Annotated in this window: 16 protein-coding genes, 1 pseudogene and 2 other annotated features; of the genes and pseudogenes, 8 read left to right on the top strand and 9 right to left on the bottom strand. The window is 36.4% G+C overall.

The window, feature by feature from the left end; genetic code table 11:
- Positions 1–335 precede the first annotated feature (335 nt).
- The 8 genes from HR057_RS10575 (at position 336) to HR057_RS10540 (ending at position 7,852) form a co-directional block, all read left to right on the top strand.
- A complete protein-coding gene (locus HR057_RS10575) occupies positions 336–1,154 on the top strand; it encodes a cobalamin-binding protein (protein ID WP_173731403.1) in 819 nt (272 codons plus the stop codon).
- A 332-nt stretch (positions 1,155–1,486) separates the two neighbouring features.
- On the top strand, positions 1,487–2,440 hold the full coding sequence (locus HR057_RS10570) for an alpha/beta hydrolase (RefSeq protein WP_173731402.1): 954 nt from the start codon (positions 1,487–1,489) through the stop codon (positions 2,438–2,440).
- Positions 2,441–2,610: 170 nt separating this feature from the next.
- Positions 2,611–3,123 (top strand): hypothetical protein, encoded by a 513-nt coding sequence (locus HR057_RS10565; RefSeq protein WP_173731401.1) that lies wholly within the window; start codon positions 2,611–2,613, stop codon positions 3,121–3,123.
- A gap of 34 nt (positions 3,124–3,157) precedes the next feature.
- Positions 3,158–3,404, top strand: a binding site (T-box leader).
- Positions 3,405–3,486: 82 nt separating this feature from the next.
- Positions 3,487–4,671: a tryptophan synthase subunit beta gene (gene trpB, locus HR057_RS10560; RefSeq protein WP_173731400.1), complete on the top strand. Its 1,185-nt coding sequence runs from the start codon at positions 3,487–3,489 to the stop codon at positions 4,669–4,671.
- Positions 4,664–5,449 carry a tryptophan synthase subunit alpha gene (gene trpA, locus HR057_RS10555; protein ID WP_173731399.1) on the top strand — a complete coding sequence of 262 codons (786 nt, stop codon included), beginning with the start codon at positions 4,664–4,666 and terminating at the stop codon, positions 5,447–5,449. Before trpB ends, trpA begins: the two co-directional genes overlap by 8 nt.
- A gap of 305 nt (positions 5,450–5,754) precedes the next feature.
- The gene (locus HR057_RS10550; RefSeq protein ID WP_173731398.1) at positions 5,755–7,029 is read left to right on the top strand and encodes a LysM peptidoglycan-binding domain-containing protein; all 1,275 of its coding nucleotides are present in this window, start codon (positions 5,755–5,757) and stop codon (positions 7,027–7,029) included.
- A gap of 209 nt (positions 7,030–7,238) precedes the next feature.
- A complete protein-coding gene (locus tag HR057_RS10545) occupies positions 7,239–7,442 on the top strand; it encodes a helix-turn-helix transcriptional regulator (protein WP_173731397.1) in 204 nt (67 codons plus the stop codon).
- On the top strand, positions 7,439–7,852 hold the full coding sequence (locus HR057_RS10540; RefSeq protein ID WP_173731396.1) for a hypothetical protein: 414 nt from the start codon (positions 7,439–7,441) through the stop codon (positions 7,850–7,852). The genes HR057_RS10545 and HR057_RS10540 overlap by 4 nt, the downstream gene beginning before the upstream one ends.
- A 192-nt stretch (positions 7,853–8,044) precedes the next feature.
- On the opposite strand, the gene HR057_RS17375 is transcribed toward HR057_RS10540, so the two are convergent.
- The 9 genes and pseudogenes from HR057_RS17375 to HR057_RS10500 form a co-directional block, all read right to left on the bottom strand.
- On the bottom strand, positions 8,045–8,293 hold the full coding sequence (locus HR057_RS17375) for an IucA/IucC family C-terminal-domain containing protein (protein WP_173731395.1): 249 nt from the start codon (positions 8,291–8,293) through the stop codon (positions 8,045–8,047).
- 313 nt (positions 8,294–8,606) lie between these two features.
- On the bottom strand, positions 8,607–8,867 hold the full coding sequence (locus tag HR057_RS17075; RefSeq protein WP_230474426.1) for a hypothetical protein: 261 nt from the start codon (positions 8,865–8,867) through the stop codon (positions 8,607–8,609).
- A gap of 264 nt (positions 8,868–9,131) precedes the next feature.
- Positions 9,132–10,133, bottom strand: a complete 1,002-nt coding sequence (locus HR057_RS10525; RefSeq protein WP_173731394.1) for a DMT family transporter — start codon at positions 10,131–10,133, stop codon at positions 9,132–9,134.
- A gap of 215 nt (positions 10,134–10,348) precedes the next feature.
- Positions 10,349–10,611, bottom strand: a binding site (T-box leader).
- Between the two features lie 100 nt (positions 10,612–10,711).
- A pseudogene (locus HR057_RS17070) lies at positions 10,712–10,822 on the bottom strand (ATP-binding protein); the annotation flags it as partial.
- 78 nt (positions 10,823–10,900) lie between these two features.
- Positions 10,901–11,668, bottom strand: coding sequence for an IclR family transcriptional regulator (locus tag HR057_RS10520; protein WP_173731393.1), 768 nt, complete (start codon positions 11,666–11,668; stop codon positions 10,901–10,903).
- Between the two features lie 90 nt (positions 11,669–11,758).
- Positions 11,759–12,910: a CaiB/BaiF CoA transferase family protein gene (locus HR057_RS10515; protein WP_173731392.1), complete on the bottom strand. Its 1,152-nt coding sequence runs from the start codon at positions 12,908–12,910 to the stop codon at positions 11,759–11,761.
- A gap of 73 nt (positions 12,911–12,983) precedes the next feature.
- Positions 12,984–13,790, bottom strand: a complete 807-nt coding sequence (locus tag HR057_RS10510) for an enoyl-CoA hydratase/isomerase family protein (protein WP_173731391.1) — start codon at positions 13,788–13,790, stop codon at positions 12,984–12,986.
- 184 nt (positions 13,791–13,974) lie between these two features.
- Positions 13,975–15,024: an acyl-CoA dehydrogenase family protein gene (locus HR057_RS10505; protein WP_173731390.1), complete on the bottom strand. Its 1,050-nt coding sequence runs from the start codon at positions 15,022–15,024 to the stop codon at positions 13,975–13,977.
- Entirely contained in the window at positions 15,021–16,175 is a 1,155-nt protein-coding gene (locus tag HR057_RS10500) for an acyl-CoA dehydrogenase family protein (RefSeq protein ID WP_173731389.1), read from the bottom strand. Before HR057_RS10500 ends, HR057_RS10505 begins: the two co-directional genes overlap by 4 nt.
- Positions 16,176–16,445 lie beyond the last annotated feature (270 nt).

Here is a 16,445-nt window from a genome sequence, read left to right as displayed (position 1 = left end):
TCTGTACTTGCCTATAATCTAATATCAAATGCTCTTATAAAACACCTGTAGAGAAGATTCTCTGCAGGTTTTTCTTTTTATTAGAAAGGTTTTTTTAGTATAAGAACATTTATGCTATTTATATACAACAATAGAAGAATAGAGGCATTCTTTTATAGGTTATATGTAAAAAAATAGTGGTAGACTCATCAATTTTCAATATTGAGCTTTTTACATAACCTAAAAACAATAAATATGAAATAATATATAAAGGGAGAGGGGCGTTCTTTTAAAATTTTTGGAAGATTCTTAACAGCCGTCACGTTTGAAACTGAAAAAAACAAAGGGGAATTTATATGAAAATTATTTCTATCTGTCCAAGTAATACTGAAATAGCAGCATATTTAGGGTTAACTTCTTCCTTAATGGCGGTTGACAATTATTCGGATTGGCCTGAAGAAGTGAAAACATTGCCTAAACTTGGTCCGGATTTAAACATCGACATGGATCAAGTGGAAGAGCTTAAACCTGATCTAGTATTGGCATCGCTGTCTGTTCCCGGCATGGAACGGAATATTAAAGAGTTGGAGAAAAGGAATATTCCTTATGTTATTGTGCCGAATCCAACGTCATTAAAAGAATTGGCAGAGTGTATGTTATTTGTCGGAAAGGCAACTAATCGTGAAGCGTTTGCCAAAGAGTGGGTGGATAAATTTTATCAACTGCTCGAAACCTATCGTGATCTTTCTAACCAAGTAGAAAATCCGAAAAAAATATATTGGGAATGGTGGGCGAAACCGATTTTTACTCCGGGTGCGTCAAATTGGTTAACAGAAATGAGCACGCTAGCTGGAGGGATTAATATTTTTCAAGATCATCCTGAAGCAAGCATTCAAACAAATTGGGAAGAAGTCATTCAAAGAAATCCAGATGTAATGTGCATTGTTTGGGTTGGTGTTCAGAAAGAAAGAATTAATCCAAACCTTATTTTAAACCGCCCTCATGCTGATCAAATAAAAGCAATTCGGGATAAAGAATTATATATACTAGATGAACCGTTATTTTGCCGGCCGTCTCCAAGACTTCTCGTCGGTTTGCAAAAATTAGGAAGTCTATTACACCCTCAGCTTTACCCGCCATTCGATGAACAGAAAGATCCGTTCATTGGAAAATGATTGAATAAAAGGGTTGGCAGTTGTGCAAGCCCAGTCTTCGGAATATAGTTGTCAAGTCAAGGCTGTTCGAAAGTTGGAATTTCAACCTAATAAATATGTAGAGGAAGGAATTTTTCATTCAGAACAGCCTTTGATTGACCTATTAATCTTTCGTATACTCCTATCTTCAGTAAAAATTCCTTGGCAATTTTTCTCACCAATTTTTGCCCCTAATTTGCAGTAGTACGCCCAAAAGTAAAATGATATAATATCTTCTTAAATGAAAAAGGGACTAATCATGATAGGAAATTTATCATATATATTGCATATGTTAGTTTGAAGGAGTTGATTCAATGGAAACTAGCTTAGTATTACAACAAAAAAAGGAAAAAAGGCGAAAAAAGCTTTTCATTATATTAATAGGTACAATTTTGTTTTTATTTATAGGCGTTTTTGCCATTTCGATCATTGTCGGTTTCAGTTTAACAAAACCGATGCGTGATGAAATTGAGCAAAAACCTGAACAATACGGTTTAACTTATGAAGAAGTAGAGTTTAATAGTTTGTATGATGGGACGTTATTAAAAGGCTGGTGGATTCCTGCTCAAAAAGACCAACAATTTATAGAGTCTACTGATGCTGTTGTTTTTGCCCATGGTTACGGTGATAATCGTTCGTTGGAACAAATTTCTGTTTTAAAGTTGGCGAAAAGGCTTGCTAATGAAGGGTTTAATGTCCTTGTCTTTGATTTTCGGGCTTCCGGAGAGTCTGAAGGTGATTATACGAGTATAGGTCTTTATGAGAAAGATGATCTTTTGAGTGCCATCCAGTTTACGAAAGAGCAAAAACAAGCGGAACAAGTTCATTTAATTGGCTGGTCAATGGGAAGTGTTGCCGCCATTTTAGCCGGAGTTGAATCAAAAGATGTTTCAAGCATCATTGCCGATAGTCCTTTTGCGAACTTGCGAGAGTATTTAGAGACGAATTTACCGTATTGGTCTAAACTGCCGTCCTTTCCGTTTACGAACATTATCCTTGGAACACTTCCTGTGATGTTAGATATTGACGTTGATAAAGTAAGTCCTGTTGACAGCGTGAAGCAGTTAACAGATAAGCGTTTGTTATTAATAACGAGTAAAAGTGATCCTGCAATTCCTTATGAGAACAGTCAACGAATTTATGAGGCGGTTCCAAATAAAGATATTGTGCAATTTTGGCTTACAGAAAGTGGCGGACATATTGAATCGTATTTAACAAATGAAAAGGAATATGAGGAAAAAGTTTTACAATTTTTAAGAGGTTTATAGAAGATAGCTTTTGATACCTTCATTTGGGGAGTCCAAATGGAGGTTTTCGCATGCAATGGATTTAATTAGATTCCCAAAGAATTTTCTAGAAATTTTACAAAAAATACAACTTAAAAGGTTTGCAGCGTCTTTTTCTTTTTGTCAAAATATGCTTGAAGGGAGCGTTTATAATGACAAAGGTGAAGGCTGTAAAAATAGATGGAGCAGATATACGCATTTTTAATAGCGCCGTCTATATTTTTGAATCTAGTACAGGATATACGTTGGAACTTGATATCATTGTTAGTGAAGTTGCTGTGAATAAATATCGCAATGAAGAAAACTTGATCGTCGAATTTGAATTGGAAGATGGTAGAGTTTTCAATTCGTATATGCATGTAAAAAGCTTATCGGGAGGCTTGCCGCAGCTTCAATTATTTTGTGAAATTGATGATGTTCGTGAATATCAAGGCTTACCAATTGTCAATGAAAACGACTGTTCCTTTCCAAATATCGAAGAAGGAATCACTTTAGAAGAAATTCGAAAATATGAAATGCCTGATGAAAAAATTACGTTAAAATTGAAATTGCCCATTGTGCAGACGGAATGGCTAAGAAAACAAAAAGGTCAACAATTGGAAAAAATTTTTACAGAAGCGATCTATGACTATTGGAAAAAACATCAGATCGGAAGTGGACAATAATTGTTTTAAGTGTTAAAATATTTCTAAAATTATTTGCAAACCGATGAGCAAGAGTAGTAGGAATAAAGATTTGTATATAGAGAGCTGCCGGGTGGTGCAAGGCAGTTACAAAGATTATTCTGAATGGACTTGCGAGGGAACGCTGAAATCTTTGAAGAAAGTAGGCGGTTACGGGAACCTTTCCGTTATCAGTAGGATGTATATGAATGTATACATGAAGAGTGGGCGTTTTATCGTCAATTAGGGTGGTACCGCAGAAGTCAAAAGCTTTTGTCCCTTATTTAGAAGGGATAGAGGCTTTTTTTATTTCTCGTTTAAAGATCATTACAATGAATTGTTAAGCATAAAAGGAGATTGAGGAAGATGTCAAAAGGAAGATTTGGAATCCACGGTGGGCAATATATTCCTGAAACTTTAATGAATGCCATACACGAACTTGAAGAAGCGTACAATCATTTTAAAAATGACCCTGAATTTAACGAAGAGCTTACTAGATTGCTAACGAAATATGCAGGCCGTCCGTCGCTCCTTTATTTTGCTGAAAAAATGACAAAAGATCTTGGCGGTGCAAAAATCTATTTAAAACGTGAAGATTTAAACCATACTGGATCTCATAAAATTAACAATGTGCTTGGCCAAGTATTGCTTGCCAAAAAAATGGGCAAAACCCGCGTCATTGCTGAAACTGGCGCCGGGCAGCATGGGGTGGCAACGGCAACAGCTGCTGCATTGTTAGGTTTAGAGTGCGAAATTTTCATGGGAAAAGAAGATACAGAACGTCAAGCTCTCAACGTCTACCGGATGGAGCTTCTCGGTGCGAAAGTTCATGCAGTTACAAGCGGGACGCAGACGTTGAAAGATGCTGTCAATGAAACGATGCGGGAATGGACGAAACGTGTTCACGACACTCATTATGTGCTAGGGTCTGTCATGGGGCCGCATCCGTTCCCAACGATTGTCCGCGATTTCCAAAGCGTCATCAGCCGGGAAATTAAACAACAGCTCCTAGAAGAAGAAGGGAGACTACCGGATGCCGTGCTTGCTTGTGTTGGCGGAGGCAGCAACGCGATCGGTGCATTTTACGAATTTATCAAAGATGAGAGCGTGCGCCTCATTGGCTGTGAAGCTGCTGGTAAAGGTGTTGATACAGCACAAACAGCAGCAACTATCGCTGTTGGTTCGCTTGGAATATTCCATGGCATGAAGTCGTATTTCTGCCAAGATGAATATGGTCAGATCGCACCGGTTTATTCCATTTCAGCAGGGCTTGATTATCCAGGAATTGGACCAGAACATGCTTATCTCCATGATATTGGCAGGGCGGAATATGTGCCTGTTACAGATGATGAAGCGGTTGAAGCGTTCGAATATCTTTCCCGTATGGAAGGTATTATTCCGGCTATTGAAAGCGCACATGCTGTCGCATATGCGAAAAAGTTAGCTCCGACAATGAACAAGGACCAATTGTTAGTCATTTGTTTGTCTGGTCGAGGCGATAAAGACGTAGCTGCCATTGCACGTTACAGGGGGGTGCAAATTTATGAATAAACTTGAAAAAGTTTTTGCAAACGGCAAAGCTTTTATACCATTTATTACAGCCGGTCATCCATCACTCGAAATTACAGAACAATTGGTATATGAAATGGCCGCTAGTGGCGCTGATTTGATAGAACTAGGAATTCCATTTTCTGATCCGATCGCCGAAGGTCCAGTCATCCAAGAATCTACCCAGTGTGCGCTTCAAGCTGGCACAACTACGGACAAAATTTTTGATATGGTGAAACGGATCCGTGAAAAATGCGACGTTCCACTTGCATTCATGACGTACGTGAATCCAATATTTACGTATGGCCCTGAAAGATTTATGAAAAAGTGCCAAGAACTACAAGTTGATGCAGTGATCATACCAGATTTGCCTTACGAGGAACATGAGGAACTGCGCCCGTTTTGTTCTAAGTATGGCATTGCGCTCATTTCATTGATTGCGCCAACATCAAAAGACCGAATTCGGATGATTGCTAAAGAAGCAGAAGGATTCATTTATTGTGTATCTTCTATGGGAGTGACAGGTGTACGTCAAAACATTGGCAATGAAGTCGAAGATATGATCAAACTTGTGAAAGAAGTAAAAGACATCCCTTGTGCGATTGGGTTTGGAATCTCTACACCTGAGCAGGCGAAAAGAATGGCGCAAATTTCAGATGGCGTCATTGTTGGAAGTGCCATTGTCAAAATTATCTCTCAATACGGTGTTGACTGTGTACCACATGTAGTGGAATATGTACGGACGATGAAAAATGCGATCGCAACGATTGAAACTCGATAGACGTGTTCAAAAGAGCTGTTAATGAAGAGGCAGCTCTTTTTTTAATGTGAACCCTCTAAAAAAATATGAATTTTCATGTGGAAGATAAGTTTGAAATTTGGTATTTCTTTCTTAATAATAGAAAAATATGAATGCTTACAGGAAATTTTTTACAAAACTTAGTTTTATTTTCTAATGATGCGAACCTTCTGTGGAATGGTGCAAAAGTAGGTAGAGCTCATTTTTCAAATCTACTATACTATTAATAAAAGGAAGAAATAGAAAACACATCCTTACAGATCTACATCTTGCATGGAGGAAATCATATGAAACTTTTAAAAGGTTTGGGTGTTTGTGCTGCTTTGTTTTTTGGTGCCCAGCAGGCTGGAGCTGAGGAAATCATTTTGAAAACAAATACCGTTTTAAATCATAATAACTTAAGCTATGTGCCTACGAAAATGGTAACAGATCAATTGAGGATCCCTGTTTCTTGGGATAATCAAGCCAAATCATTAACGATTCAAAAAGATCATCAAACGATTCTATTTAAAATGGGAGAGCCGCAGGCAAAAGTGAATGGCCAAACGGTGAAAACTCCGCCAATCGTCGTGAAAGACGGTGTTTCTTATCTTCCTCTTCGGTTTATCGGGGAAAATTTACATATGAAAGTTGATTGGAATCGTGATGTCATTACATTGACCACTTTTGATAAATATATCGTTCAAAAAGGGGATTATTTATATAAGATTTCCAAAAAGGTTGGAATGTCTGTAGAGGAGATTCAAAAAATAAATAATTTAAAAGACGATAAATTGCAAATAGGACAAGTTTTATATTTGAAAGCCGATCTAGCATTATCAAACAGCACGTATATAACGGAAACGAATAGCTTGAAAGAAGAGAGCGATAAAAAGGAAAATGAGACGAAAAATTCATCGTCAAATTCATCATCTGAACAAAAAGGCAAGGGATCTTTAACCGAATCGAAAAATAAGATGAAAGATGATACTTTTGAATACACCACTTACATCGTTAAAAAAGGAGATTACCTTTCAAAAATAAGTGCTGAACAAAAAGTATCATTAAAAGATTTACTTGCTGTAAATAACCTGACGGAAAATTCAATTCTTCAAATCGGTGATCAATTGCTGTTGCCAAAAAGAGTGATACCAACGAAAGAAAAAGTAAGTGAGAAACACGGTGAATATTTAGATTGGTGGACGGAAGCGCAATATGTGTTTCCGATTGGAGAAATCGCAACCGTCATAGATTTTGAAACGGGCGTCTCTTTTCAAATCCGCCGCAGTTATGGAGCCAATCATGCCGATTGCGAACCTTTAACGGCTGAAGATACTAGAAAAGCAAAAGAACTATGGGGTGGGTTCAGTTGGAATACACGCGCAGTGCTCGTTCAAGTCGGAGACCGGACGATCGCAGCATCAATGAGCTTCATGCCTCATGATATTGAATCGATTTTAGATAATGATTTTGAAGGCCACTTTGATCTTCATTTTAAAAATAGTACTCGCCATAAAGATGGTAAAATCGATCAATACCATCAAGAAAAAATTAAAATTGCTGCTGGTGTTGTGGATAAATAAGATAGGTTTTAAAACATCAATAAATATGAAAATTAGGAGCCTAAGGGAGGCTCCTATTTTACTGAATTTGTAAAGGAAACAATTCAGAAGAGTTATTTATTAAAAAGAATTTCCTTCGATAGGTGTAAAAAAGTTTTGACAATCAAAAATTGTAAATTTATAATGAAGGTGTAAAAAGTTTTTGACAGGTGGTGCTTCCTAAATCTTATATGAAAAATAAAATACGTGAATTACGTGAAGAAATTGGTTGGTCTCAAGGTGAGCTTGCAGAAAAATGCAACGTTACCCGGCAAACGATTAATGCCATTGAGAATAACAAGTATGACCCTACATTACAATTAGCTTTTCGATTGGCAAAAGTTTTAAATGTTACGGTTGATGAACTATTTCAGGTGGAGGAGGAAGAAAGATGACGGATAAGCAAAAGAAATTTGTAAACTTCATTCTCTGGATCTGTATGTTTGCAGTCGTTGCAAAAATATTGTTTACACTTTTTAGCTCTCATAGGATAGATTCCTATGGTTTATTTGTACTGAGTATTTTCGTTGCTTCATTATTGGAGCTGCACACCTTTGGAAAGATGTCTTATATTGGTGGGGATTCTAAGGGACGGCAAACGGACGAAATGGAGGAACATATCGTTAGAGTTAGTAGTAAAATCAGTTATTTTGCTTTGATGGTCATCGTTTTAATCATAATGTCTGTTACTGAATATTTGGATGGTCAAGAGGGGTTTAACAATATTCCATTAATGTTAGTATTTTGCGCGACCATTGTCACACTTCCATTTGTTCAATTTTTAGTTGCAAAGAAATATAAGTAAAGGCGTAATTGAAACTGTTCATGAGACACTTTTTGGAATAAAAAATGCAAGTTTTGTACCGCTTGCAAAATTTTAAAAAGATTTACCATTACAAACTTATTAATTTTTATTAATCCAATATTTTACACATATTTTTTGATACAAGATAAGACAAACATCATGTATTTCTTAAACGAATGGCTTCCGATTCTACTAATGTTTTTTCATTATTAAACCGGGATAAAGGATTTTGTCTAGTACCAAAAATAGAACTTTCTGTCTCAAATAATAAAAAATTGTAATCATCTTTCGCTTGATCGAAATAAGGTCAAACAACGCTTTTTCATAAAGCCAAAATATATAAACTGCAGCATTTTCCCAAAGTGTTTGCTTAGATAAGTTTCCAACTGAGGCAAGTGCATTCAACATACCATTCAGGTGCTCAGAAAAGAGCTGCTTCAAAAAGCTGCTTCTTGCTTACGTACGCTCATCTTCGGAACTTAGCTACTTGAACCGTATCAACCTTAAAATAATTTTTGGAAGCCATGTTCCGATTGCATAACAGTCCATGATTTCCACATTTTCGATGGAACATTTAAAACTTTATGATGTTAAGTCTAAAGAGAATACCCTACCTTTTTAGTTAATCCTTTTAATTTGTTTAAAAAACAAAAAAGCGCGTACATTCTAAACATACTGTACGCTTCATTTTAGGTATAGTTAAGATTTCTTTCATGCTCTTTTTATAATGTTTACTCAAATTATGATCTTTATATTAAAAGGTCTTGAGCCATTCTTTATCATCTAATGGTGCACCATCTCTAATATAACTCAAGGAAACCGTTCCATGGATTAATCCAGCATCCTTTTGAAGAAAGGATGCAATCTTGTTCAAAATTTCCTCATCCTTTTTATTCGGCTTTCTAGGTACAGATATGATAATAGTAGGTGCCGCATCGAATTCTTTATAACTACTTGGCTCATTTGGATTAACGTTATACGTTATACCGGTTCTTTCTTCATAATTTACCCACAATTTGTCCAACGCTCCAAGCTTTTGCTCAATATAAGGACGTATATGGTTTTCTAATTCCTTTTGCTACTTCTTCGTAATATAAGAGTATTCCATCTGTTTTGTTTCTTCATTGTAGTATACTAAAAACTGTATATGATCTTTTTTGTTCTCTGCTTTAGCGGCGTAATCAAATGTTGGGAAATTGCCCATAAATAGTGTGTCATAAATAACAATCTATGATTGGTTTTTCCTTGTGAGAAGGCTCTTATCTATTTACAAAAAAAATTATCCTTCTTTTGAATTTATTAGATTCTTATTCTTTTTGATGCGGATATTATATAATTCTAAACTAGTTATAGCTAGAAATATTATTAAACACCCACACCATTGAGTTACAGTTAAATGCTCTTTTAAAAAGAGACGCCCTAGTAGTATAGTTAGAATAGGACCTAACATGGAAATAATGGCTGCGCGTTCTGCACCAATTTTTTTAATACCTTCAGTAATTAGCACAAAAGATAGTACTGTTGATATAACAGCAATTAAAATAAACATAACGTAAACTGTGTTACTAAATCCAAAAAGATGTAAAGAATATCCTGCTATTTTTTTGTAGGCTAAATATAAAAACATAAAAAAACTAGCTGTAATCATCCCATAAGCATTTAATTTTACACTGCCTAACTTATGAACCAAATTTCCAGACATAATAAAATATATGGCATATACAAAGGATGATAAAAGTATAAGAAAACTTCCTTTTAAGTTAGCTTGTAACAGACTAAAATCTCCTCCTCCAATAGTCATAAAGATTCCAAAATATATAACGACAATAGTTATTAAATTGCCATATGATATCATTTTTTTCTGAATAATAGATGATATGATAATAACAAAAATTGGATAGGTAACAATTAGCATTCTTTCTACTATGGCAGATACACTGTTTAATCCTAAAAAATCTAATAATGGTGATAAAAAAAAGCCGAATAAACCACATAAACTTGCTCTAACTATGTCTTTTTTATTCGTATTTTTGGGGTATCTTGGCCTATAAAGCCAAAGGATTAATATAAATAAAGGGGCAGCAATTAGTTGTCGAAAGAATAAAGTAGCTTCAGGATTTGCTCCTTCTTCATAAGCTAGCTTAATAAATATTGATTTTGATGCAAAAAAAAATGTACCTAGAAACATAAGAATTAAACCTAATATATCTTTATGCTTTATTTGTATTTTTTTCCCTTTTACAATTAATCCGGAACTCCTTTGGGGGTCTATCTTTCGCATTAAAATTTCAACTCCTTAAAAATCAACAGAATACACTGTTATTCAGCTGATTAAAAATACTGATTATGACTCAATTAGCAAACGACACACAAAGGCTCATCATAATACATAAAAAATTATTTGTTTAAAAAGCCTTAGTTCATATCAACAAATAATAAATACCAGGGATACACCTCCCTTGCTCAAAACAAAAAACCCTCTACATGTTAATACATGTAGAGGGTGATATTTTTACCACGGTGCCACCTCTGTTAGTTTTTTATGCTTTAAATTCAAGCAAAAAAAACTCACTCTTCAGGTACAAGAACAAAGTCTGATACCTTATCCTTTTAACGGTGGAATCCGGGTCGCATACTCCTAAACGTTTCAACGTACCTCTCGTAAGTCCATTCAATATAATCTATCGTACTGGATTTCACCTTTTCCAGCTCTCTGTGACGATTCGATTATATCTACTATTCTTACTCATCGATTTTTAGTTATTTTATTGCTTTTATTTTATAATATTTTTTATTGTTTGTAAATTACTGGAACTAGAGGTAAAATGTTGCAATTTTCGATATTTTATTTTTTACATTTTAGGCAAAAATAGAAATTCTATGTTTCATTCTATAACTATCGCCAGTTAGATGAATGATTTCAGACCGGTGGATAATTCGATCTAAAATAACGGTTGTAATGGCTGGATTATAAAATCTCTCAAACTAGTATTATGTATGTTGGGTGAGAGAAGGGGAGCAAAATCACTCCCACTTACTCGATTTTCATTAGAATAATTGGCTTTCAATTTCTTTTCCTGCTTGAAGCAATTTTTGAATGAGTTCTTCTTCATCATAATCGGAATATCGTATTTCTGGAATGACAATACTGATGGATGCAATCGATTCGTGTGCTGCATTTAAAATTGGAACGGAAATGGAGCAAGCGCCACGAACTCTTTCGCTATTACTTATACAATAATGCTGTTGTCGAACTTGTTCCAGTTGTTCTAGGAGCTGTTCTTTTGTTTTTACTGTATTTTCTGTAATTTTTTCCAATTGCACATGATTTACATACTCCATGTAATTTGGCATAAAAGCAAGCAGTGTTTTCGATGATGCACCAGCATAAAGTGGAGATGTATCACCTACAAGCATTTTTGTTGAGAGCGGGTAGGAAGAATCAAAGTTTAATATACACCGACGTTCCAAACCATCAATGACATTCAAAGAAAGGTTTTCTTTTGTTTCTTCGTTTAAACGTTTTAAAACAGGTTCGGATACAAGAATTAAGCTCGATTCTTGTTTCACCAGGTTTCCTAAGTATAACAATGAATGACCAAGCTGATAACGTTTGGTTTGCTCATCTTTGTGTAAGAATCCTTCAACTACGAATGTAGCCACAATGCGCTGCAAACTTGATATCGTAATTCCTGTTTTTTTGCTAAGCTCTGTTAATGAAAGTTTTGGCTCATTGTGTGTAAATGCTTTTAAGACCCGAATTGCTTTTTGCAAAGATCCAATTGTATAGTTTTTTTCATAAGTTTCTTTATCCAATATTTTACACCTACTTCAAAAATAATGAATTCTGGATCATTTAGCTTTATTTATTATATCGAATTGTTAGGTTGTAAGCATCTTCCATTGTTATTGTTGCGTGTTTAATGATTGTTGCAAAAATTCATTGGAGTGCTCACCAAGCAATGGAGGTGCAAGTTTATATTGGATATTTAAGCCCGAAAATTGCAATGGATTTTTAATGAACTTGATTGTGCCATATTGCGGGTGTTCGAGTTCTCCAACTAGGTTGCGAGCTTTCACTTGAGGTTGTTCAAGGGCTTCGGAAATCGTATGAACTTTACCGCAAGGAATTTTGTACTCTCGTAAAAGGGAGATCCATTCATCTCTTGTTTTTGTTTTCGTTATTTCTGAAATCATTTCGCTAAGTATTGCTTCATGTTCTTTGCGCAATGCATTTGTAAGGAAACGTTCATCTTCCATCCATTCATCGTGACCGAGCAATTTGCATAGTTTTCGGAATTGATCGTTCGTGCCTGCACAAATCATTAATGGGCCATCTAGGCAATTGAATACTTGATAAGGAGCTACGTTGTTATGAAGGTTGCCTAAACGTTTTGAAATAAAGCCGCAATTAATATAGGCACTAGCCACATTTGCCAGGCTGCTAATTTGAACATCGAGCAACGAAAGGTCGATGTACTGGCCTTCGCCAGTTATATCACGCATGCGCAATGCTGCCAATACACCAATGACAACGTATAGAGAAGTTAAAATATCAGCAATTGGGACACCTACTTTTGTCGGCTCGCCGTCTGGATGGCCGGTGACGTCCATTAAACCGCTCATCGCTTGAATGACAGGATCAAAGCCAGGCTCATAAGCGAGAGGACCGGTTTGGCCAAATCCTGTTACTGCACAATGAATCAGGCGCGGATTTATCTTTTTTAATTCTTCATAATGAAGCCCCATCCGTTTCATATCGCCAGTTTTGAAGTTTTCTAGTAAAATATCCGCATCTTTAATTAAGTTTTTTAGTTGTTCTTTTCCTTCCTTAGTTTTCAAATCAAGGGTAATAGATCGTTTATTGCGATTTGCACATAAGTAATACGTACTTTGTCCGTTAATAAATGGTCCCCAATCGCGCATGCTATCTAAGCCATTAGGGTGCTCAATACGAATGACTTCAGCACCCAAATCGCCTAAAATCATCGAGCCGGCTGGAGCGGCATAAACGCGTGATAAATCTATGACTTTTATTTTTTCTAGAGGCTGTTGCATGTTAATCTCTCCTTTCTGAATACCATCCGGTTACTCTAGAGAATTTGGCTAATTATGGACTTCTCAACGATGGTCAATTATAAATAGGTTTACGCTTATTGACGACCGCATCGACACCTTCTTTAAAATCATCTAGTTCTGTTACGATGGCCATTTGCGAAGAAATATAGTCAAGGGCTGAGCGTAAATCCATTTTTTGACTTTGATAGACTGCACGTTTAATAAAACGAATGGCTGTTTGTGGTCCGTTTGCTAGCTTTTCAGCATAGGCGCGCGTATATTGTTCTAGTTCATCGTCATCTACAACGAATGTTACAAATCCCATTTCTTTTGCTTCTGCCGCTGTAAACATGCGTGCTGTCCAGAACATGTCAAGCGCTTTGTCGATGCCAACGAGCTTCGGTAAAAAGTAAGCGCCTCCATCACCTGGCACGATCGCAACATTAATATAGCTCTCTGATAGCTTTGCTGAGGCAGCAGCGATACGAATATCGCACATTAATGCCATATCTAAACCAGCACCTAATGCAAACCCGTGAATTTGAGCAATAACAGGCTTATCGATTTCTTCTAAAAGTAATGGAATCCGCTGTATTTTCTTCCATAGAGAATTTTTACGTGCGAGCCCCGTAGAAGATATATCTTCCTCACTTTTGAAAAATCCTTCGCCAGCGTGCATGGCTTTCACGTCGCCGCCAGCACAAAACGATTTTCCGTTTCCTTTTACGATAACCACTCGAATTGAATCATCATCCCGCACAGTTTCCAAAGCTTCAATCCACTTCGTAATCATTTCTTCACTAAAGGCGTTATATGCCTCTGGACGGTTTAATGTAATCGTTGCAATATGATTTTCAACTTCAAATAACAAATCAGCCATGGAAATTCCTCCTATTTTTTTCATCTATATTAATCGACAGTTTTGCCTCCATTCATTTTGGCGGTCCAGATATTAATGGATATTCTGCGCTAGCTTTTTTTCAAAGGGAAGACCGTTCTATGAAACTAAGTCACTAAGGAACTAGGAAGCTAGCGCTTAAAAGATATGGGAAGTAAAATAGAACCTAACTTTTTACTGTTTCAGCCGTTTTCGTTATATATGGCCAAAGTTTGCCATCATGATTTAATAAATAGTCGGCAATGTGTTCACTCCAGAAATCACAATTTGTACCTTCATCGCGCCAAGACCATAAGCGTCGCGTATATTGATGTAATGCATACTCATGTGTTGTACCAATAGCTGCATGCAATTGATGGGAAACTGTTGCGACAGTTGTAATAGCATCTTCAAAGCGAATACGGGCATACGCAATTTCATGCAAATAATTGTTTGCTAGAATGGCGGCACATACGTTATTGAATGCAGCGATTGCAATGGCTGTTTCACCAGCTAATTGTGCAATTTGGAGTTGGACTAACTGGAATCGATGAATTGGCCGGCCAAATTGCTCACGTTCTTTAGAATATTGGACAGATAAATCATTTATTTTTTCAATGGCACCTGTCATTAAAGCGATTTTAAATGCAGTTTCAATAGACTGAACATGCAAAATTTGTTCTTCTGATAAAACGGATGATAAAGTTGCACTCGCATTGTTCAATATGACAGTATCGCGCGGCTCACTTGCTAAGTTGCAGCTAGGTTTAATCGTTACATCTCCCAAATCGATAAGAGCAACTTGTACGCCTAGATTGCTCTTTACGAAGGCAACTAAGTAGTTTGCATATCTTGCCCATGGAACGTTTTGTAAAGTTCCAGAAATTCGATCATCTTGTAAAATTAAGCCTTCTTGAAGAGAGTAAGTAGCGATTTTATCAACTGCAGCTAGATTCGCAGTTTCAAGTAGTAAATTGGCAAATGTTGTTTCTGCAAATGGGATTGGTGCAGCATATTTACCTGTTAGGCGCACAAGGTTTAGTAAGTCGTCTAAGTCACCACCTGCACCTCCATGCTCTTCTGAAAGCGCAACGTCGACCATGCCGTTTTCTTTAAATAAAGTCCAAATATCTTTTGCCCAGTCACCTTTTTCAAGGACGTCTACTACATCTTTTGTGACACGATCGGCTAACATTCGTTCAGCAACTTCTAAAATCATGTCTTTCATTTCACTCATCTTGCCACAACTCCTTTCGCTACCATGCCGAATAAAATTTCTGTTGTACCACCGCGGATTGTAAAGCCTGGAGAATGTAGAATAGACTGTGCCATGTAACGATCGAATTTTCGCTCTGCATCTAGTTTCGGATATGTAGTCACTAGTAGTCGTGCAATTTCAGGGATACTTTGTTCAAATTTAGTACCAATTGCTTTTACTAAAGAAGCAGGAATGGCAACATCTTTAGCATTGCCTGATTCTAATAACTGTGCGACACCAATTGATAAGTTGCGTAAGCCCCACAATTGTGAAAGAAGTTTCGTTGCTTGCTTTAATCCTTCTTTATTGCGTTGGCGCTTTAATTCTTGAATAAGTTCATCTAAAAGAGGAAACGTACTTAAAATGCGCTCTGGGCCGCTTCGTTCAAACGCAAGTTCCGCTAAGCCTTGTTCCCATCCATTCCCAATCTCTCCAACGACCATATCATCCGGTACAAAAACATCGTCGAAAAATACTTCGTTGAAATGATGTTCTCCTGTTAAAAATTTAATTGGAGCGATGGTCACTCCTTTAGCATGTAAATCAATAATCAATTGACTTAACCCAGCATGCTTGTTTTTTCCATCAAATGGACTTGTGCGCACAAGTGTTACCATGTAATGGCATACATGAGCGTTACTTGTCCAAATCTTTTGACCATTTACAATCCAGCCGCCCTCAACCTTTTCTGCGCGTGTTTTCACTGATGCTAAATCTGAACCACTATTTGGTTCACTTAAACCAATGGCAAAATAGCATTCACCTTTCGCAATTTTAGGTAGAAAAAATTGTTTTTGCTCTTCAGTACCGTAGCGAAGTAGTAATGGACCTGTTTGGCGATCAGCAAACCAGTGAGCTGCTACAGGCGCTCCGATTGCTAAAAACTCTTCCGTTAAAATATAGCGATCAATCGTACTGCGCTCATGACCACCATATTTTTTAGGCCATGTCATGCCAATCCATCCTTGCTCACCGATTAGTTTCGAGAATGCTGGATCAGCTCCGCTTAGCCATGAATCACATTTTGGTGTAAATGTTCCTTTTTCTACATGCTCTTGTAGGAAATTACGTACTTCTAAACGAAAAGCTTCTTGTTCCTCTGTAAATTGAACAGTTGGTAATTGAAACATTTTACCCCTCCTCTTTTTACCGTATTACGGTAATCATTACCGTAAATGTATAAAAATTATAAACCGAATTTCAAAAAAGTGTCAATCGAAAGTATGAAATTTTTAAAAAAATTTTGAATTTATATCTATTATTTTTTGTAATGAAAAAGGGATGGAATGGAAAATTTCATTGGAGAATTAAATTACAAATAATGGAATTAATGAAAGATACCAATAACTGATGAAAAGATAGGAAACCATTCAAAAAATGGTGGAATTCAAATCGAGATG

The sequence above is a fragment of the Calidifontibacillus erzurumensis genome (genome assembly GCF_013303125.1).
In the GTDB taxonomy this organism is placed as follows: domain Bacteria; phylum Bacillota; class Bacilli; order Bacillales; family Bacillaceae_J; genus Calidifontibacillus; species Calidifontibacillus erzurumensis.
Note: the sequence above shows the minus strand (reverse complement) of the source record. Positions and strands in the feature narration are given on the sequence as shown.